This is a genomic window from Paenibacillus sp. OK076 (assembly GCF_900110055.1).
In the GTDB taxonomy this organism is placed as follows: Bacteria; Bacillota; Bacilli; order Paenibacillales; family Paenibacillaceae; genus Paenibacillus.
Window position 1 is genome coordinate 491,391 of record NZ_FOCH01000002.1, and the last position, 17,484, is coordinate 508,874.

Consider the following 17,484-nt stretch of genomic DNA (forward strand, 5'->3'; position numbering starts at 1 on the left):
CAGATCAGCATCAATTAGATTAAAACCAGTATACCTCGTTCCAGGAAATATGCCTAAATCAACCTTTTGTGATAACGCTATCATTTTATATTGAACTTTGTGGGCAAACAGTGTAGCGTAAAGATTGGGAAGTGAACCCATATGAACGTAAACTCACCTAAAGGGAGCGTGCGAGGCGAATGAAGTCTTTTCTGGATGAACAATTTTTGCTGCACAGTGAAACGGCGATCAAGTTATATGAGGACTATGCGAAGGACATGCCGATTATTGACTATCACTGCCACTTGAGTCCACAGGAGATCTACGAGAATAAAACCTTTGGCAATATTACAGAGGCCTGGTTATACGGTGATCACTACAAATGGCGGCTGATGCGCGCAAACGGAATTGAAGAGCAGTACATTACGGGTGGAGAGGGCGTAACCGATTACGATCGTTTTCTGGCGTATGCCAAAACCGTCCCGATGATGATTGGTAACCCGCTGTACGCGTGGTCTCATTTGGAATTACAGCGTTATTTTGGTGTCTATGAAGTGTTGAATGAGACGAGCGCCCCGGCGATCTGGGAAAAAGTAAATGCCAAGCTGAACAGTGACGGATTCGGTGCACGTGATCTCATTACCAAATCCAATGTTACCGTGGTATGCACGACGGATGATCCATGTGATTCCCTGGAATATCACCTGAAGATTCAGGAGATTGAAGGATTCGATACTGCTGTACTGCCTTCATTCCGTCCGGATAAAGGGCTGGAACTAAACCGCGATACCTTCTCGGAATGGGTAGGCAAGCTGTCGCAGGCAGCCGGAACGGCCATTTCCGATTATGACTCGTTCCTCTCCGCTCTGGAATCACGGGTAGAGTTCTTCCATTCCGTAGGAGGCCGGGTATCTGACCATGCACTGGATTATGTACCTTTCGGTGTCGCTACACGGGAGGAAGCAGGGGCAATATTTGCGAAGGCTCTCGCTGGGCAGAAGGTTAGCCGTGAGGAAGAGGACAAGTACAAGACGGTAACGCTGACTTTCCTCGGCAAGCTGTACGCAGATCGGGGCTGGGTCATGCAGTTTCATATTAATGCGGCCCGCAACAATAACAGCCGGATGTTTGCCCAGCTTGGTCCGGATACCGGCTATGATTCCGTTAATGATACGCCGCTTTCCTCAGCTATAATCGGTTTGCTCGATGCACTGGAGGAGCAGCAAGCGCTGCCGAAAACGATCCTGTATTCCTTAAATCCTCGGGACAATGAAGTGCTCGCAGCGATTATCGGCAGTTTCCAGGGCGGCGGCATTCCAGGCAAAATTCAGCTTGGTGCAGCATGGTGGTTCAATGATACGAAGGATGGCATGCTCGCTCAAATGAAAGCGCTGGCGAATGTAGGTTTAATTAGCCGTTTCGTCGGCATGTTAACCGATTCACGCAGTTTTCTCTCCTATACACGACATGAGTATTTCCGCCGCCTGGTCTGCAACCTTATCGGTGAATGGGCCGAACAAGGCGAGGTACCGCATGATATGGATCTACTTGGACAGATCGTGCAGGGCATTGCCTACAACAATGCGAAGGAGTATTTCCCTTTTGCTTCCGCCCTCAAAACTGTATCTGCTTCGCAGTCTTAATTCTTCTATATTTGGTTCAAAACCGTGGCTTTAAAGTCACGGTTTTTTGTTGTGCATTTGCTGTTTGACATTCAACTTTTGCAGGAATATACTTAGTACACCTAATTAATTGATTGGCTATTTAATTGGAATGCTATTTAATAGATGTCCTATGATGTTGGACGTCTATGGAATGATAATGAAAATAAGGGGGGGACAATAATGACTGGCATAGATCCGGTTGCCCAGAAGCTTTTGTATTCCATCATGCAGTTTAATAAAGGCAAATGGAGGCAGCATAAACCACATGGGCGTAATCACAATGAGATTATGGTTCTGGGTTGTTTGCTCCACGGCATGCATCCGGGAGAACAATTGAATTGGCAGGATAATCCTCCTAATTTCGAAGACACACTGCATTCAAATCATCCAGGACTGAAAGTATCGGAAATTAGTGCATTGTTGCGTGTGAAATCACCGACGATTACTCCCGTCATTCGAGGCCTTGAAGACGAGGGCCTGGTTGAACGAACTATGGACCCAGAGGATCGTCGCGCAGTCCGCATTACGATTACCGAAGCAGGTCGTGAAATTATCCGGGCGGCTCATCAGGAGCGCATGGAGATATTTAATAAGCTCGTTGAGCATCTGGGTGAGGAAGACAGTCTTCAATTAGCGGAATTGTTGACCAAGGTGTACACCTTTTTTGATACAAAGGTTTCCCAACAGATGGATGCGTCCACACAAGGAGATGATAAGCCATGATGAAATTGTTTCGCATGCTTAAGCCTTACCGAGTCCCCATTTTCTTCATACTGGGTCTGGTGCTGTTACAGTCGCTGGCTGAACTGTATTTGCCAACCCTGATGGCGGACATCGTTAATGGCGGCATAGTAAAAGGAGATGTTCCATACATTTGGCAGATTGGTGGCTGGATGCTGTTAATTGCCGTAGCAGGCACGGCCTGTTCTGTAACAGCCAGTTATCTCTCCTCCCGTACAGCGGGTGGATTTGCCAAACAGCTGCGCAGCAGAGTGTTCCGCCATGTGGAGAACTTTTCGCTGCAGGAATTTGATAAATTGGGTACAGCCTCGCTGATTACCCGTACCACCAATGATATTACGCAGGTTCAAAACGTATTAACAATGATGCTGCGCATGATGGTTATGGCACCGATGATGTGTATCGGTGGTATCTTCATGGCGGTATCCCAGGATGCCAAATTATCAACCATTTTCCTGGTTGTCCTGCCTGTACTGGCCGGGGCCATCGCACTGATTGGTGCGAAGGGTCTGCCTTTGTTCAAACAAATTCAGAAAAAGCTCGACCGACTCAATCTGGTCCTGCGTGAGCAACTAACAGGGATTCGCGTGGTTCGTTCCTTTAATCGTGGGGAACATGAGCGTGTTCGTTTTAATGGAGCCAATACGGATCTGAGAGACGTTTCCATTAAAGTGAATGTGCTCATGGCAACATTAATGCCTGTGATGATGCTGGTTATGAACTTTTCAATGATTGCCATCCTTTATTTCGGTGGACAGCGTATCGACAGCGGGAATATGAATATTGGTTCATTGATTGCCTTTATTCAGTATGCGATGCAAATCATGTTCTCCCTCATTATGGTTTCCATTATCTTTGTGATGATTCCAAGAGCTTCGGCTTCGGCAGAACGGATCAACGAAGTATTGGATATGCATCCCGATCTTAGCAATCCAGAGCAGCCTCGTGATATGAAGTCGCTGCAAGGCACCATTGAATTCGATAATGTGACATTCCGTTATCCGGGTGCAGAAAATGCTGCGTTGTCAGGCATTTCATTTACGGCACGCCCGGGTGAAACCACAGCTATTATCGGGGGTACGGGCTCAGGGAAATCCACATTGCTCAGTCTCATTCCACGTTTCTATGATGTAACGGAGGGCAGTGTACGGGTCAATGGTACAGATGTCCGTGAGCTGCGGCAGGAAGATCTGCGGGCCAAAATCGGATTTGTACCGCAAAAAGCGGTTCTTTTCACCGGAACGATTGCGGAGAATATCCGCCACGGGAAGGATGACGCCACGATGGAGGAGATTGTTCGAGCCGCTCAAACGGCTCAGGCAGAGAACTTCATTACGGAGATGAAAGACGGTTACGACAGCGTCATTGCACAGGGAGGTAACAACGTATCCGGTGGACAGAAGCAGCGTTTGTCCATTGCACGCGCACTGGTTCGCCGTCCGGAAGTATATATTTTTGACGACAGCTTCTCGGCTCTCGATTTCAAAACCGATGCCAATCTTCGTGCTGCCCTGAAGTCCGAAACGACTGAAGCAGCAGTGCTAATTGTAGCTCAGCGTGTAAGTACGGTTATGGATGCGGATCGCATTCTGGTTATGGATGAAGGACGGATTGTCGGTTCAGGAACACATAAAGAGCTGATGGAGCACAATGAAGTGTATCGCGAGATTGTATCCTCCCAGCTGACAGAGGAGGAGATCGCATGAGTGAACGTACAGAACGCAAGTCACCTCGTCCCCCTGGCGGACCGGGGCATCCCGGAGGCGGAATGGGCATGCGGCCTCCTGTGGAGAAAGCGAAGGATTTCAAAGGTACACTGCGGCGTTTGATGCGGTATCTTCAGCCCCACAGCTATCGATTGCTGGGTGTGCTGGTCGCTGCAATTCTAAGTACCGTGTTCAGCATTATCAGTCCTAAGATTATGGCGGAAGGCACGGATATTCTCAGTAAAGGCGCTATTGCCATCCTTCAGGGTGTACAGGGGGCCGGGATTGATTTTCCTGCCTTGATAAAAGTATTGTATCTGCTTGGGGGACTCTACCTGTTTAGTGCAGCTTTCATGTACATTCAGCAATACCTGATGGCTGGTGTAGCTCAGCGGGTTGTGTACGACATGCGTGAGCAGATCAGTGCCAAGGTTGGACGTCTGCCGCTGAAATATTTTGACTCCCGTACTCACGGGGAAACATTAAGCCGGGCGACAAACGATGTGGACAACATCAGTAATACACTCCAGCAAAGTTTGGCGCAATTTATTACGTCTGTAGTCACCATTGTCGGGGTTATCATCATGATGTTGACCATTAGTCCATGGATGACCCTGATTACCATTTTGACTCTGCCATTAAGCGTGGTAGTGGTTATGCTGGTGGCATCCCGCTCGCAAAAACACTTTGCAGGCCAGCAGAAATCACTTGGTGAATTGAACGGCCATGTCGAGGAAATGTACACCGGACACAAGGTAGTCAAAGCCTTTGGACGGGAAGAACATTCGGTTGAACAGTTCGAAAAAGTGAACGAAGAACTGTATGAATCCGGTTGGAAAGCCCAGTTTATCTCGGGGATTATCATGCCACTGATGACGTTTGTAGGTAACCTTGGTTATGTGCTGATCTGTGTGGTCGGCGGGATCTTTGTTACACGTGGTGCTATCTCCATCGGGGATATCCTTGCATTCACACAGTACTCCCGTCAGTTCACTCAGCCGATTAACCAGATTGCCAACATCTCGAATATCATTCAGTCCACCATCGCTTCGGCGGAGCGGGTATTTGAATTGCTGGATGAAGAGGAAGAGGTTCCAGAGTCTTCGAAACCAGTACAATTGCAGCAACCACAGGGTGCCGTTGCATTCCATGGTGTGAATTTTGGATATAAAGCGGATGAGTTACTCATTCAAAATATGAATATTGATGTAAAACCGGGACAGACGGTAGCCATTGTCGGGCCGACTGGAGCGGGGAAAACAACGCTGATCAACCTCCTGATGCGTTTCTACGAAATTCAGGACGGCCAAATTACCATTGACGGTGTTAATATCGTGGACATGGAACGCGGCAAGCTGCGCAGCCTGTTTGGGATGGTGCTTCAGGACACATGGTTGTTCAACGGAACGATCCGTGACAACATTGCCTATGGCCGAGAAGGCGCAACGGAAGCGGAAGTCATCAAGGCAGCCGATGCGGCCCATGCCGATCACTTCATTCGTACCTTGCCTGATGGATATGATACGGTGCTGAATGAAGAAGCCTCGAACATTTCACAGGGGCAGAAGCAATTGCTGACGATTGCCAGAGCAATTCTGGCGAATCCGGCCATTCTGATTCTGGATGAGGCAACGAGCAGTGTCGATACACGGACCGAAGTGTTCATCCAGAAAGCGATGAATGATCTGATGAAGGATCGCACCAGCTTTGTCATTGCCCACAGATTGTCCACCATTCGCGGAGCCGACCTGATTCTCGTCATGGATCATGGTAACGTGATTGAGCAGGGTAATCATGAGGAACTGATGGAGAAACAAGGCTTCTATGCTGATCTGTACAACAGCCAATTTACGGAGCAACAGCCACAGGCAATCTGATCCTAGATGGCGTTAACATAATAGCCGGGTGCACCCTTTGGGTGCACCCGGCTATTTGTTTGCTACCGCGGCAAGTCCACAATATCGTTTCTTCTTTCCTTAATGCTCTTTCGAATCTTCTGGAGCTTTACCTTCGTTGACGTCGGATGACGTCTTTACCTCCAGCTTTGGCTCTTCGTTTGTCTCATCAAGCGCAGAAGGTGCCGACTCACCTGGTATCACCTCACCCTGCTCAATCATGCGTTTCACGACCTCATAACAGTCCTCGACATGTTTGTTGCCGACATACCGCATGGCCGTGAAGCTGAGCGCGGCTGCCAATCCCTGACCTGCAAAAGGGACAAATTTGGCAACCGATTTGGTAGCTACGCGCACTCCGACCCTTTTCAGCACCTGTACGACCAGTTCTTTGGTTACCATACGTCCAATGACTTTACTTCCGATGGACATGACGAATCCGTAGATCATGGATTTGGTCTCAGGGTCCATACCGTCGAGCTGCTTTTGCGATAATCCGAATTTATTGTTAATGGCGGGCAGTAGCTGCATGAGCATTCCCACATCAGCCAGGACGTCTGTACCTGGAAGAGGAACGAGTGTTGTACCTGCGGAAGCGGTAGCTCTCTTTTTGACCATGGTGCGGCATTCCTTGCGAACTTGCTCCAATTGTTCCAACGTTGCCGGAATCATAGAGAATCCCTCCATTCGTATATGGTATAGATATAACCGTTTTGACTCGTTTTGAATGGTGTTTGTTACAGTAGAAATTGGTGACCTTGGCATATGAGTGTAAAGTAACCTTTTTTCTAAACCGAACGTCTAGTAAAAAAAGGAAATCTCCGAATTGTTATGACGGTATCTGAGTATTACGGATGAGGGGGGATTACGATGCATGCACGGTTAAGAGTGTTACTGTTATTATGCTGTATAAGTGGGCTGATCATTACGAGCTGTTCAGCAAAGGAGGACCCAAACAAGATGCAATTTAATTCGAATCAGGAGTTATCCGAGTCAGAACGAAAAGCTGCTCTGAAAGAGATCGAACCCAAAAGAATCCAAGCCATGAACACCATGGGGCTGCATATTCTTCAACAGATGGGTACAAAAGAAAAAGCTGACGGGAATAATCTGCTGATCTCTCCTTACAGCATTGCGGCGGCGATTGGCATGGCATATAACGGCAGCGTAGGTGAGACTAGGCGGGAAATGGCAGAGGTCATGGGGTGGTCGGAGCTAGAAATGGAGCAAGTGAATGCTTCTCAAGCGGCTTTGCAGCAGTTGTTGACCCATCCGGGAAAAGGAATACAGATCGGTATTGCGAACTCCATGTGGATGAAGGACGGAATCCCGGTAGAGGAAACGTACCAAACATCCCTACAGCAAACGTATGAAGCCGAAATTAGGACACTCAATGGACAACCAGCACAAGCAAAGGAAGAGATCAATCAATGGGTGAAGCAGCAAACCGAAGGTATGATTCCAAACTTGATGCAGGAGCCCCCCGAAAAGGAAGCCCTAATGATTCTGGTGAATGCCATTGCATTTGATGGTAACTGGATGGATGAGTTTGACCCGGAGTACACGACGGACGAAGAATTCAAGCTGGCAAATGGAAAGGAGCTGTCTGTGCGGATGATGCATCAGAAGAAGCAGTTCCAATACTCGGAGAATGAGGACTGGCAGGCGGTTAGGCTTCCTTACGGAGATGGCCAGATGCATCTGCTTGTCGTTTTGCCGCGAGAGGGACGTACGCTGGATGAGATTCAGCAGCAGTTGCTGGATGACCCTGAACGGCTAGATACTGGCTCCGAATACAGCTTAGTTGAGCTGTCCTTGCCGCGTTTTCGTGCGGAGTATGGCATGAACCTGAAAGAGACGTTGCAGCAGATGGGGATGGAAATGGCCTTTGATCCTTATGCCGCTAATTTCACGGAAATGATTTCTCCCGGGCCGAACTTGCAAGTATACATTGGTCAGGTACTGCATCGTGCCGTGATGGAAGTGAGCGAACAAGGCACTGTAGCTGCTGCTTCAACATTAGTGGGAATGGCGGCTGGAAGTGCTCCGCCCACAGATTGGACCAAGATGGAGGTTAATCGTCCATTTATGGTTGCTGTAGTGGATAAATCCACTGGAGCATGGTTATTTGCCGGGAACGTAAACCAACCGGAAGAGATTCCCTCCCGGTAGCGCGTAGTTTACGTTATCCAAGTCTGCTGACATGTTGCTCTCGGAATTCATTCTCCAGCATGCTCATCTGAATGGCGTCGTGGTATTGATGATTGTAATACAAGGCATCTCGCCGTACGCCTTCGCGTTGAAATCCGAGCTTCTCATATGTACGAATCGCACGTTGGTTGAAGGCATACACTTCAAGCTCGATTCGGTGCAGATTGCAGATACCGAAACCATAATCCAGCATAAGCAGCAGTGCCTCGCTGCCATAGCCTTTTCCTTGATGCTCTATTTGATCAATGGCGATCCGGATGTGCGCACTTCGATTTTTGGTATGCATGTCCATCAGTGCAATCTCTCCGATAACCTGGTCATTCTCCTGCAAGGCAATCAGCAGCATCAAGCGTGAGTCATCTTGGGCTGCGTTTTCGATGTAGCGCTCCACTTGGGGGCGGGTGAAGCTGTTTTGTGTCCCGGTGAGTCTGCGCATCTCGGCGTCAAACAATCCGGGGAAATAGGTATCAACATCAGTCGATTCAAATGGACGCAGATAGATGCGCTTCGTTTCCAACAGACGTGGGATGCGAGGGGATGGTGTTGGTTGAGACATGGGTTATTCCTCCTGTGAGTTCAAATCGTCATGCCATCAGTATAGCTGAATACTGTATACTTCCAAATATGCAGTTTGGACAAATTCAACAGGACAGATGAGGTGCAAGTCATGAATCAATTACCGAAACTGATGGGAAACGACAGCATCCCAATCTACGTACAGCTCTCGGATCACATCAAAAAGGAAATCATTCAGAGGGAGCTGGTGGAACATAGCAAAATGCCTTCTGTACGCAAGTTGGCCGAGATGCTGGGCATAAGTACAACTCCCGTAGAATGGGCATATCAACAATTAATTGCCGAAGGTTATGTATACAGTCAGCCGCGAAGAGGATATCGGGTACGTCCCATCACGGATCGTTATAGTGAAATTCAAATTCCGGCGAGAACCGAGCCTAAGGATATGCAAGTTCATGAACACCACCATCATGAACGTAAAATAGAGGGAAATGCAATTCGTCCAATAAGAGTGGTCGAATTTGATTTTCACATGTCACGTAATGACTTCAGCCTGTTTCCGTTTGGCAAGTGGCACCAGTATGCGAACCGGATCTGGCGTGAAGAGGCAGAGGAATTATTGTTCTACGGAGATCCACAGGGCGAGTGGGGCCTGCGATGTGAGATTGCCCGTTATCTTGGACAGTTCAGGGGCGTAAACTGTTCTCCAGAGCAGGTTGTATTGGGTGCAGAGCAGCACTTGTTAATGTGTTTGCTTGTGCAGACGTTAACTCACAAGAATGGACTACAAACCATTGGGGTAGAAAATCCTGGCTATCGGCTGCTGCCGGGCACATTCCGGAATTATGGTTATCAAGTGGTTCCAATCTCCCTAGATGATGAAGGATTAGATATATCAGAACTGGATCGTGTGGGAGTGAAAATAATAAGTGTCTCACCTTCGCACCAATTTCCTCTGGGCATGACTATGCCCATTGCCAGAAGATTGGCTTTGCTGGAATGGGCGGAGCGAACGGGTGCATACATCATTGAGGATGATTATGACGGCGAATTTCGGTATCATGGACGGCCTATTCCGTCCATGCAGGGTTTGCGAGAGGGCAGCAGGGTGATTTATATGGGCGGATTTTCCCAAGTTCTCGCTCCTGCTCTGTGTGTTCATTATATGGTACTTCCCAAGGAGCTAATGGGTTCCTTTCGGGAGATGTACAAGACGATCCTGTTTGAACAGTCCGCCTCCCGTCTTCATCAGCGCACGTTGGAAATGTTTATGCATGAGGGAGAGTTGGGTAAACACATTCGTAAAATGCGTAATGTTTATAAGCGCAAACATGACTTGATTGTTCAGGCAATTCGGCAGTATTTCGGAGAAAAGGTTGAGATAATTGGCCAGAATGCCGGATTTCATCTGGTGCTTAGAATTGCTTCAACACAAACAGCCGCGGAGCTGGTAGCTGCGGCGTTAAGCGCTGGTATACAGATTAGTTCAACAGAATACCTGTGGACGGATGGGAGTGAACCAGCAGATGGCAAAAGGGAATTCATTATAGGGTTTGCTGGTATTGAAGCGGAACGCATTGGACCGGGTATCGCCGCATTGGCAAAAGCATGGAGAGATCTTTACGCCTTGTGAGCGGCTCCGTCCAAAAATAAAGCTACCAGCTCACGTGCCAGATCGGCAATCGTTGCATACATGTCGCGTACGCCTTCGCGGTTTGCCAGCATCAGCAAGGAAGTGAACGCGTGGGCAAGCAGTATCGGATTGGCAGATCGCAAATAACCGTTGTCCATCTCCCGCTTGAAGTGGGTGGCAAGGACTTCATAAATGCGGACTTCGGCTTCACGGATCTGGGCCAGCTGATCTGCATCCAGATAGGTATTGGCTTCACGCATCATGGTCTCGGTATCGACGTGGGAGTGTTGCATCCGTCCTTCCGCAACTTTCTCCAGCCGCTCTTGCAATGTACCGGGTGCATCCATACGAAGAGCTGTTTGCTGCATGCTCATGGCCATCATACTGGTGATGGCGACGGTGAACAGCTGTGGCTTGCTGGAAAAATGATAATAGATCGATGCTTTGGTCACGCCGCATAGCGAGGCAATTTGCTGAAGAGAGACGGGCTCATACCCGTATTCCATAAATAGCCGCGAGGCGGTCATCAGTATTTTCGACTGGGCTGATGCCTGATCAGCGCCTGCTTTGGGCCTGCCGGGCGAGCGGGGCGGGTTCTTTTTTTTGCTCATGATTGCATACCTCTTTACTTATTCATGTTGGCTGTACAAAATTGTTCACAAAATTAGTATTTGCAATATTAACCTTCTGGTATATATAATTAAGCCAATTATACTATGACCCGTGGTTCATTTCTATATTTATCACATAAAAACGGCTTCATAGAACCAAAATAGGGAGATGAAGAGACAATGCAAGAACGTTCGGGCTACGGCCGCTGGGTTGCCGGCAAACGAAGCAAATGGATTACATTGTTGGTATGGATCATCATCGCGGTTGTTCTTGGTGTAGTGTGGCCTGCGGTAGGTGACCGTGAAACGAATAACGCACAGGATCTGAGTGATTCCAAGCCATCGGTGCAGGCGGCAGCAGTTGCCCAGAAAGAGTTCCCCGGCGGCGAAGGTGTTCCTGCGCTCATCGTATGGCGTCAAGCCGGGGGGCTGACGGATGAACAGATTGAGAACATTCAGGCGTTAACCGAGCGACTGGATCAAGATCCGGTGGAGCAGCAGCAATCTGTTGTACCACTATATCAGTTGCCGCCACAGGCCCTGAAAGGTCAGCTTTCGGAAGACGGAAGCACCTTGGTTATGCCGCTCTTTTTCAATCAGGAAGCTGATTCGTCACAGCTGAAGGAAGGCATTGAAGCACTGGAGCAGAAAACGAAAGACATTTTTGGCTCCGACCCATTTGATGTTGCCATTGATGATGTCAGCGCACTAAGTGCACGGGTTACTGGTCCGGTTGGGATATCGATTGATGCGAGCGGATTGTTCTCATCTGCGGATGTATCCCTGCTGATTGCAACCGTTGTGCTGGTACTCGTGCTGTTGCTGTTGATCTACCGTTCGCCAGTACTGGCGATTATCCCGATTATTGCAGTTGGGTTCGCTTATATGGTCACCAGTCCGATTCTCGGATTTATGGCGGATCAGGGCTGGATTACAGTGGACGCGCAGTCCATCTCGATTATGACGGTCCTGTTGTTCGGTGCAGGAACGGACTATTGCCTGTTCATGATCTCCAGATTCCGTCAAATGCTCTATCATGAGCCGGATAAAAAGAAAGCACTCTTCCAGGCGATTACTGGATCGTCGGGTGCGATTGCCATGAGTGGATTTACAGTTGTGGCGGCACTGCTTGTACTGCTGTTCGCAGAGTACGGTGCATATCATCGTTTTGCCGTACCATTCAGTTTATCCATCTTCATCATGTTTATTGCGAGCCTGACGCTGGTCCCGGCTTTGCTGGCGATCTTCGGACGGGGTTCATTCTATCCATTTGTACCGCGTACGCATGATATGGAAGTGGAACGTGCGAAGAAAAAAGGCAAACCAGCGCCTGCTCCGCGTAAAATCAAGGAAAGCTGGATTGGCCGTACAGTAGTCACCAAACCGTGGACGGTACTGGTGATTACGCTGGTGTTGTTGGGTGGACTGGCTGCTTTCTCTAGCCAAATTAAATTCACGTATGACCTGTTATCGTCCTTCCCGGAGAATGTTGCATCTCGTGAAGGTTTCAAAGTCATTGGAGAACAGTTCTCGGAAGGTGAACTCGCTCCGGCGAAAGTGATTATCGATACAGAAGGCAGCGAAACTGATCTGAAGCAGCGTCTGGAATCGCTGGATTACGTAAGCAAGGTAGGTGAAGCGCAGCAGGGTGCTGAGAATGCGAACATCACCGCTTACGATGTGGAATTCAATCTGAATCCATACTCGATGGAGGCGATGCAGCATATCCCGGATCTGCGGGCAACGGCTGAACAGGCATTGAAAGATGCTGGCATAACAAGCGTGGACAGCCATGTCTGGATCGACGGTCAGACGGCTGAGCAGTATGACATCGAAGTCACCGGAGAGCGGGATGCCAGCATCATTATCCCGGTGGTGATCGGGATGATCACGTTGCTGCTGCTGTTATACCTGCGTTCCGTTGTAGCAACGGCGTATCTGATCGCGACAGTAGTACTATCCTACTTCTCTGCATTGGGCTTGGGATGGCTCATTATTCACTATGGACTAGGAGCAGACGCCATTCAGGGAGCGATTCCGCTGTATTCCTTCGTATTCCTCGTGGCGCTGGGTGAGGACTACAACATCTTCATGATCTCGAGCATTTGGCAAAAACGCAAAACGATGCCACTTCGCCAAGCGATCAAGGAAGGTGTGGGGGAAACCGGATCTGTTATTACTTCCGCAGGTCTGATTCTCGCAGGTACGTTTGCCGTACTGGCAACACTGCCTATACAGGTACTGGTGCAGTTCGGTATTATCACGGCTGCGGGTGTCTTGCTCGATACGTTCCTTGTTCGACCGTTCATGGTGCCAGCCATTACCACGTTGCTGGGCAAATGGGCTTTCTGGCCAGGCAAGTACGTGCCTGTTCCAGAGAAAGCCAAAAAGAGACAAAAACAATCCATGTAAACGATGGATGGATTCAGACAAGGACAGTGGGAGCTCAAGCCTGTTGTCCTTGTTTTTTACCATTTTCCTATTGGAGTGCAGGCTTCTTCGGGCAAATGCTGAGATGGAATGGGGGAACTGTAAAATATCCGCAGAATGAGGCGTGTTTCCTACTTTCTTTAGTTATGGAAGGTTTACGTGGCCAAGGGTTTTGGGACATAATAGAGGTAACGTCAGCCACAGGCAGACGGACGGGATGAACATCAATGGGACAACCAGGGGGAAGGATGAAAACAAGCATGACGAACCAACTTAATGTGTACTTTAACCATGACGGCGGCGTGGATGACCTCGTATCGCTGTTCATGCTTCTACAAATGGACAATGTAAATGTAACCGGTGTATCGGTTATTCCGGCAGACGGATATCTGGAGCCAGCTACAGATGCCAGCCGTAAAATTATCGATCGCTTCGGCACATATTCCGTAGAGGTAGCGAAATCCAACTCCAGAGGGAAGAATCCGTTTCCTGCGGCGTGGAGATTGCATTCCTTCTATGTAGATGCACTTCCAGTACTGAACGAATCCGGCAAAATGGAAGCTCCTTTGTCTGCCGTTCCGGCCCACCAGCATCTGATTGAGAAAGTGCGCAGCACCGAAGGCAAAACGCTGCTCCTGTTCACAGGACCGCTGACTGACCTCGCGCGTGCACTGGATGAAGCACCAGACATTGAAGAGAAAATTGACAAGCTTGTATGGATGGGTGGAACGTTCGAAAGAGGGAACGTTGAAGAGCCTGAGCATGATGGTACAGCAGAATGGAACGTATTCTGGGACCCGGAAGCGGCTTACCGTGTATGGCAGAGCGGTATCCAGATTGATCTGGTAGCCCTGGAAAGCACGAACAAAGTACCTCTGACACCTGCTGTACGTAACCGTTGGGCTGCAGAGCGTCGCTTTGAAGGCGTTGACTTCCTGGGTAACTGTTATGCAGGATGTCCGCCACTGGTATACAGCGAAACGAATTCCACGTACTATCTGTGGGATGTGTTGACTACGGCTTCCGTTGGACGTGAAGACATCGTGAAGAAGAAAACGGTGAACTGTATTGTTATCCCGGATGGTCCAAGCCAGGGGCGTACGGTGGAACAAGCAGACGGACGTCCAGTACAACTCGTGTATGATACCGATCCAGAAGCGTTCTTCACATACATGACGGATTTGGGCAAAAAAGCTGCTCCGCAGCGTTATTAATTCAGGCGGCCGCAAGGCCAGCCTCCATTAAAGGTACAACCAAAAAAAAGCCGCAGGCAGAGTGAACAGGAATGGGGTAATCCCCATGTTTCCGTTCCCTGCCTTGCGGCTTTTTTTGTATTCATCTGGTGGGCTATTGATTGCCCATTTGCAGTCAGATTTATATTTTGAATCGGCTTATCAACCCGTTCAATTCACTGGACAACACACGAAGGGATTCCGCAGATGTACTCATCTCATCCATCGATTGCAGCTGCCCGTCAGTTGCAGCGGAAACCTCCTGAATGCTGGAAGAAGACTTGCGCGAGATATGTTCCATATCCTCAACGGAGGCGGATACTTCTTCGGCACTGGCGGAGAGCTGCTCGGAAGCGGCAGACACTTCGTGCAGACGTTCATTCATCGTCTCAATGCCGGAATGAATGGACGTGAACGAGCGTCCTGCTTCCTGAACAACAGCCAGACCGGCCTGAACTTCTGAGGTACTGGCCGACATATGCGAAGATAAAACGGCAGTCTGACGCGTCATTTCGGCGATCAGTTCAGCCACATGCTGGGACGATTGCTCGGATTCCCCTGCAAGCTTCCGAACCTCGGAAGCAACAACGGCGAATCCGCTGCCATGTTCCCCGGCCCGAGCAGCTTCAATGCTTGCATTCAATGCCAGCAGACTGGTCTGGGAAGCGATGCCCTTCATCATGTGGGCTACCGATTCAATTTTGCTGGAGTATTGTGCAAGCTGGGAGGTAGTTGCTTCCATCTGGGCGTTGGCCTGATGAATTTTGTCCATGCGGTCGATCGCTGTGTTGATGTTAGTCTGACCCTGCATCGCGTTATGGGTCGTCTCCTCGGATACATCAGCCACCATGGAAGATGAATTCGCAATATGCTGCATGCTGCGTGTAATTTCCTCCATCGCTACAGTAACTTCGCCTGCCCGTGCAACCTGCTCCGCAGCGCCTTTGGCTGTGTGGTCTGTGTGCTCAGCAATGCGCTGGCTGGCTTCCGCTGTCGCCTGCGAGTGTCTGGATACCCCTTCGGCTGCTTGCAGCAGGGAATCGGAGCTTTTGCGGATGCCTGTCATGACATCTCGTGTATCCGTGACCAGATGTTTGAACTCCGAAGCCAGTTGTCCAACCTCGTCCTTCCGTCCAAGCTCGACATCGACGGTCAGATCACCTTTGCCTACCTCAGCAATGATCTTCTTCAGTTTCACCAGAGGACGGGTCAAATAATGAGCAAATCCATAGACCAGCAGCACGCTGAGTAATACGATGGCAAGGGCAGTCCAGATCATGGTCATCCGATTGCGTGTCATTAGCTCGTAGACGGCAGTAGAGTCGAGGTCGGCACCAACCAGACCAAGCAGTTCCCCATTAGCCCCATGAATGGGTACATAAGCTGTAATCGTTGCGCCGTATTCATCCTGGGTCAGATCGCCCCGGAAAGGTTCGTTTTGTGCAAAGGCTTGCAGCATTCCCGCATATTGGTTCTCTTCAGGAGACCCGTAAGGCGAGAAATCATCCTCTTCCACATCTGGAGCAGCGCCATCCACCACGTAATAATACGATGCGGCTCCGTTCTCTTCACGCTTACCAAGCGTGTATAGATACTTCAACCCATTGGCCTGGCGAAGCTGGCTGAGTTGTTCGCGCAATATGTCGTAATACTCGGTTTGATCCTGTCCTGTACTGAGCGGTGCATACAGGGAGGTGTCGACGGATTGCGCTGCTCGTTCGGCAACAGCCTGCGCCTGCATGCCCATTGATTGTTCAACCAGCTGTGCAGATGAGCGATACATGGTAATGCCAAGAACGGCTCCTGCCGCTAGCATCAGACAGGAAAAAAATAAAAAGATACGCATAAACAAACTGTTCATTAGTAGAAATGTTCCCCCTTGATATGTAGGACTGTTAGCCTTTCTCAATTGCATACGAACGTATATGTATTCATTTCTATCTGAAATATCGGCATCGGGAGGGTAAAGAATTAGCTCCTGAATCAAGATGATCCGGGAGCTCTAGTGGATTAGGCATGGATCTTTTACAGTCCATGAAAAAATCGCGAAGGCTTTTTAAGGAATTGGCACTAGTTGGTCATCTTCAATCTTCCATTGTGACATCTCATCTTTAGTCACTTCTGCTTTAAAAGTGTTGGATTCCTGGTCATACATCACTATAGCGGCATTCATGACTTTATTCAGATTTGCGCTTACCAGGTATTCCTTATCCATTTTATAGATGGATGTTTCCGCTGCTGTACCAATGGTAGCAACAATCTCCTTAATCCCGTCCTGATCTACATCAGCCTCCACAGTATGTGCTTCTATATGTAGCACCGTTGGGGGGAAGTGCTGAGAGACACATAATTAGAAATTGGTGCATTAGCTCCAACAGAGCTGCTCACTTTTACGTAAGATTGCCCCAAAACATCAACTGTACTTGTCGAATAGTCGTTGGCTCCTTCATACCCGATCTGTCCCATATCATAAGTTCCGTCTTTAAATTGAAGTGCAGCATAAACTTTCTCTACATCATCATTCTTTTTATACGTTAAAACCTTGGACTCATCAACTGCTTGCCTCTTCAATTGTTTAGATTGCTCTACTGCATTGATTTTGGTTAGTGGCTCGGCAGTTAAGGACGTTGTATACTTCAACTGAAACTGCTTTGCTTCTGGTGTTACTACATTCGCAGCAGGCTGCTCCGTTGCACTGGTAGTATTATTCGTTGGTGAAGGAGCATCTGAAGACGTGGTGCTGCATCCCGTAACAACTCCCAATAAGATTAATGCTGTTACTGTTTTTTTCATTGAAAACCAACCCACTTTCATTTTTGCTTGGATCTTGGACACAGATTTCAAGCATTATTGTCTCGTCTTTCTA

Annotated in this window: 14 protein-coding genes; 8 read left to right on the plus strand and 6 right to left on the minus strand. The window is 48.8% G+C overall.

The features are described from left to right. Positions 1-179 precede the first annotated feature (179 nt). From uxaC to BMY78_RS21050, 4 genes are all read left to right on the plus strand, one after another. A complete protein-coding gene (gene uxaC, locus BMY78_RS21035; protein WP_090903323.1) occupies positions 180-1,622 on the plus strand; it encodes a glucuronate isomerase in 1,443 nt (480 codons plus the stop codon). 201 nt (positions 1,623-1,823) lie between these two features. Beyond that, positions 1,824-2,366, plus strand: coding sequence for a MarR family winged helix-turn-helix transcriptional regulator (locus BMY78_RS21040; protein WP_090903325.1), 543 nt, complete (start codon positions 1,824-1,826; stop codon positions 2,364-2,366). Further along, the gene (locus BMY78_RS21045; RefSeq protein ID WP_090903327.1) at positions 2,363-4,090 is read left to right on the plus strand and encodes an ABC transporter ATP-binding protein; all 1,728 of its coding nucleotides are present in this window, start codon (positions 2,363-2,365) and stop codon (positions 4,088-4,090) included. The genes BMY78_RS21040 and BMY78_RS21045 overlap by 4 nt, the downstream gene beginning before the upstream one ends. Continuing rightward, entirely contained in the window at positions 4,087-5,967 is a 1,881-nt protein-coding gene (locus BMY78_RS21050; RefSeq protein ID WP_090903329.1) for an ABC transporter ATP-binding protein, read from the plus strand. Before BMY78_RS21045 ends, BMY78_RS21050 begins: the two co-directional genes overlap by 4 nt. Before the next feature lie 99 nt (positions 5,968-6,066). Here the strand turns inward: BMY78_RS21050 and BMY78_RS21055 are convergent, their stop codons facing one another. Next, positions 6,067-6,657 carry a hypothetical protein gene (locus BMY78_RS21055; protein WP_090903331.1) on the minus strand — a complete coding sequence of 197 codons (591 nt, stop codon included), beginning with the start codon at positions 6,655-6,657 and terminating at the stop codon, positions 6,067-6,069. Positions 6,658-6,945: 288 nt separating this feature from the next. Between BMY78_RS21055 and BMY78_RS21060 the strand changes: the two genes are divergently transcribed. Continuing rightward, positions 6,946-8,157 carry a serpin family protein gene (locus BMY78_RS21060; RefSeq protein WP_177185826.1) on the plus strand — a complete coding sequence of 404 codons (1,212 nt, stop codon included), beginning with the start codon at positions 6,946-6,948 and terminating at the stop codon, positions 8,155-8,157. A 13-nt stretch (positions 8,158-8,170) separates the two neighbouring features. Here BMY78_RS21060 and BMY78_RS21065 read toward each other — a convergent pair whose 3' ends face one another. Then, on the minus strand, positions 8,171-8,752 hold the full coding sequence (locus BMY78_RS21065) for a GNAT family N-acetyltransferase (protein ID WP_090903335.1): 582 nt from the start codon (positions 8,750-8,752) through the stop codon (positions 8,171-8,173). Positions 8,753-8,863: 111 nt separating this feature from the next. Between BMY78_RS21065 and BMY78_RS21070 the strand changes: the two genes are divergently transcribed. After that, positions 8,864-10,345, plus strand: coding sequence for a MocR-like pyridoxine biosynthesis transcription factor PdxR (locus BMY78_RS21070; RefSeq protein ID WP_090903337.1), 1,482 nt, complete (start codon positions 8,864-8,866; stop codon positions 10,343-10,345). Here BMY78_RS21070 and BMY78_RS21075 read toward each other — a convergent pair. Beyond that, positions 10,333-10,956: a TetR/AcrR family transcriptional regulator gene (locus tag BMY78_RS21075; protein ID WP_090903339.1), complete on the minus strand. Its 624-nt coding sequence runs from the start codon at positions 10,954-10,956 to the stop codon at positions 10,333-10,335. The genes BMY78_RS21070 and BMY78_RS21075 overlap by 13 nt on opposite strands. A gap of 180 nt (positions 10,957-11,136) precedes the next feature. Here BMY78_RS21075 and BMY78_RS21080 point away from each other — a divergent pair, with 180 nt between their 5' ends. Continuing rightward, positions 11,137-13,368, plus strand: coding sequence for an MMPL family transporter (locus BMY78_RS21080; protein ID WP_090903341.1), 2,232 nt, complete (start codon positions 11,137-11,139; stop codon positions 13,366-13,368). 278 nt (positions 13,369-13,646) lie between these two features. Further along, positions 13,647-14,600 (plus strand): nucleoside hydrolase, encoded by a 954-nt coding sequence (locus BMY78_RS21085; RefSeq protein ID WP_090903632.1) that lies wholly within the window; start codon positions 13,647-13,649, stop codon positions 14,598-14,600. Between the two features lie 160 nt (positions 14,601-14,760). On the opposite strand, the gene BMY78_RS21090 is transcribed toward BMY78_RS21085, so the two are convergent. The 3 genes from BMY78_RS21090 to BMY78_RS21100 form a co-directional block, all read right to left on the minus strand. After that, the gene (locus BMY78_RS21090; protein ID WP_090903343.1) at positions 14,761-16,479 is read right to left on the minus strand and encodes a methyl-accepting chemotaxis protein; all 1,719 of its coding nucleotides are present in this window, start codon (positions 16,477-16,479) and stop codon (positions 14,761-14,763) included. A 195-nt stretch (positions 16,480-16,674) separates the two neighbouring features. After that, on the minus strand, positions 16,675-16,914 hold the full coding sequence (locus BMY78_RS21095) for a hypothetical protein (RefSeq protein ID WP_090903345.1): 240 nt from the start codon (positions 16,912-16,914) through the stop codon (positions 16,675-16,677). A gap of 11 nt (positions 16,915-16,925) precedes the next feature. Then, on the minus strand, positions 16,926-17,462 hold the full coding sequence (locus tag BMY78_RS21100) for a type 1 periplasmic-binding domain-containing protein (protein ID WP_143067064.1): 537 nt from the start codon (positions 17,460-17,462) through the stop codon (positions 16,926-16,928). Positions 17,463-17,484: the final 22 nt, after the last annotated feature.

Excerpts from the sequence above, each read along its gene's own strand:
- BMY78_RS21085 (WP_090903632.1), top strand. The coding sequence starts at position 13,647 with ATGACGAACCAACTTAATGTGTACTTTAACCATGACGGCGGCGTGGAT.
- BMY78_RS21040 (WP_090903325.1), top strand. The coding sequence starts at position 1,824 with ATGACTGGCATAGATCCGGTTGCCCAGAAGCTTTTGTATTCCATCATG.
- BMY78_RS21065 (WP_090903335.1), bottom strand. The coding sequence starts at position 8,752 with ATGTCTCAACCAACACCATCCCCTCGCATCCCACGTCTGTTGGAAACG.
- BMY78_RS21080 (WP_090903341.1), top strand. The coding sequence starts at position 11,137 with ATGCAAGAACGTTCGGGCTACGGCCGCTGGGTTGCCGGCAAACGAAGC.
- BMY78_RS21055 (WP_090903331.1), bottom strand. The coding sequence starts at position 6,657 with ATGATTCCGGCAACGTTGGAACAATTGGAGCAAGTTCGCAAGGAATGC.
- BMY78_RS21090 (WP_090903343.1), bottom strand. The coding sequence starts at position 16,479 with ATGAACAGTTTGTTTATGCGTATCTTTTTATTTTTTTCCTGTCTGATG.
- uxaC (WP_090903323.1), top strand. The coding sequence starts at position 180 with ATGAAGTCTTTTCTGGATGAACAATTTTTGCTGCACAGTGAAACGGCG.
- BMY78_RS21050 (WP_090903329.1), top strand. The coding sequence starts at position 4,087 with ATGAGTGAACGTACAGAACGCAAGTCACCTCGTCCCCCTGGCGGACCG.
- BMY78_RS21075 (WP_090903339.1), bottom strand. The coding sequence starts at position 10,956 with ATGAGCAAAAAAAAGAACCCGCCCCGCTCGCCCGGCAGGCCCAAAGCA.
- BMY78_RS21070 (WP_090903337.1), top strand. The coding sequence starts at position 8,864 with ATGAATCAATTACCGAAACTGATGGGAAACGACAGCATCCCAATCTAC.
- BMY78_RS21060 (WP_177185826.1), top strand. The coding sequence starts at position 6,946 with ATGCAATTTAATTCGAATCAGGAGTTATCCGAGTCAGAACGAAAAGCT.
- BMY78_RS21045 (WP_090903327.1), top strand. The coding sequence starts at position 2,363 with ATGATGAAATTGTTTCGCATGCTTAAGCCTTACCGAGTCCCCATTTTC.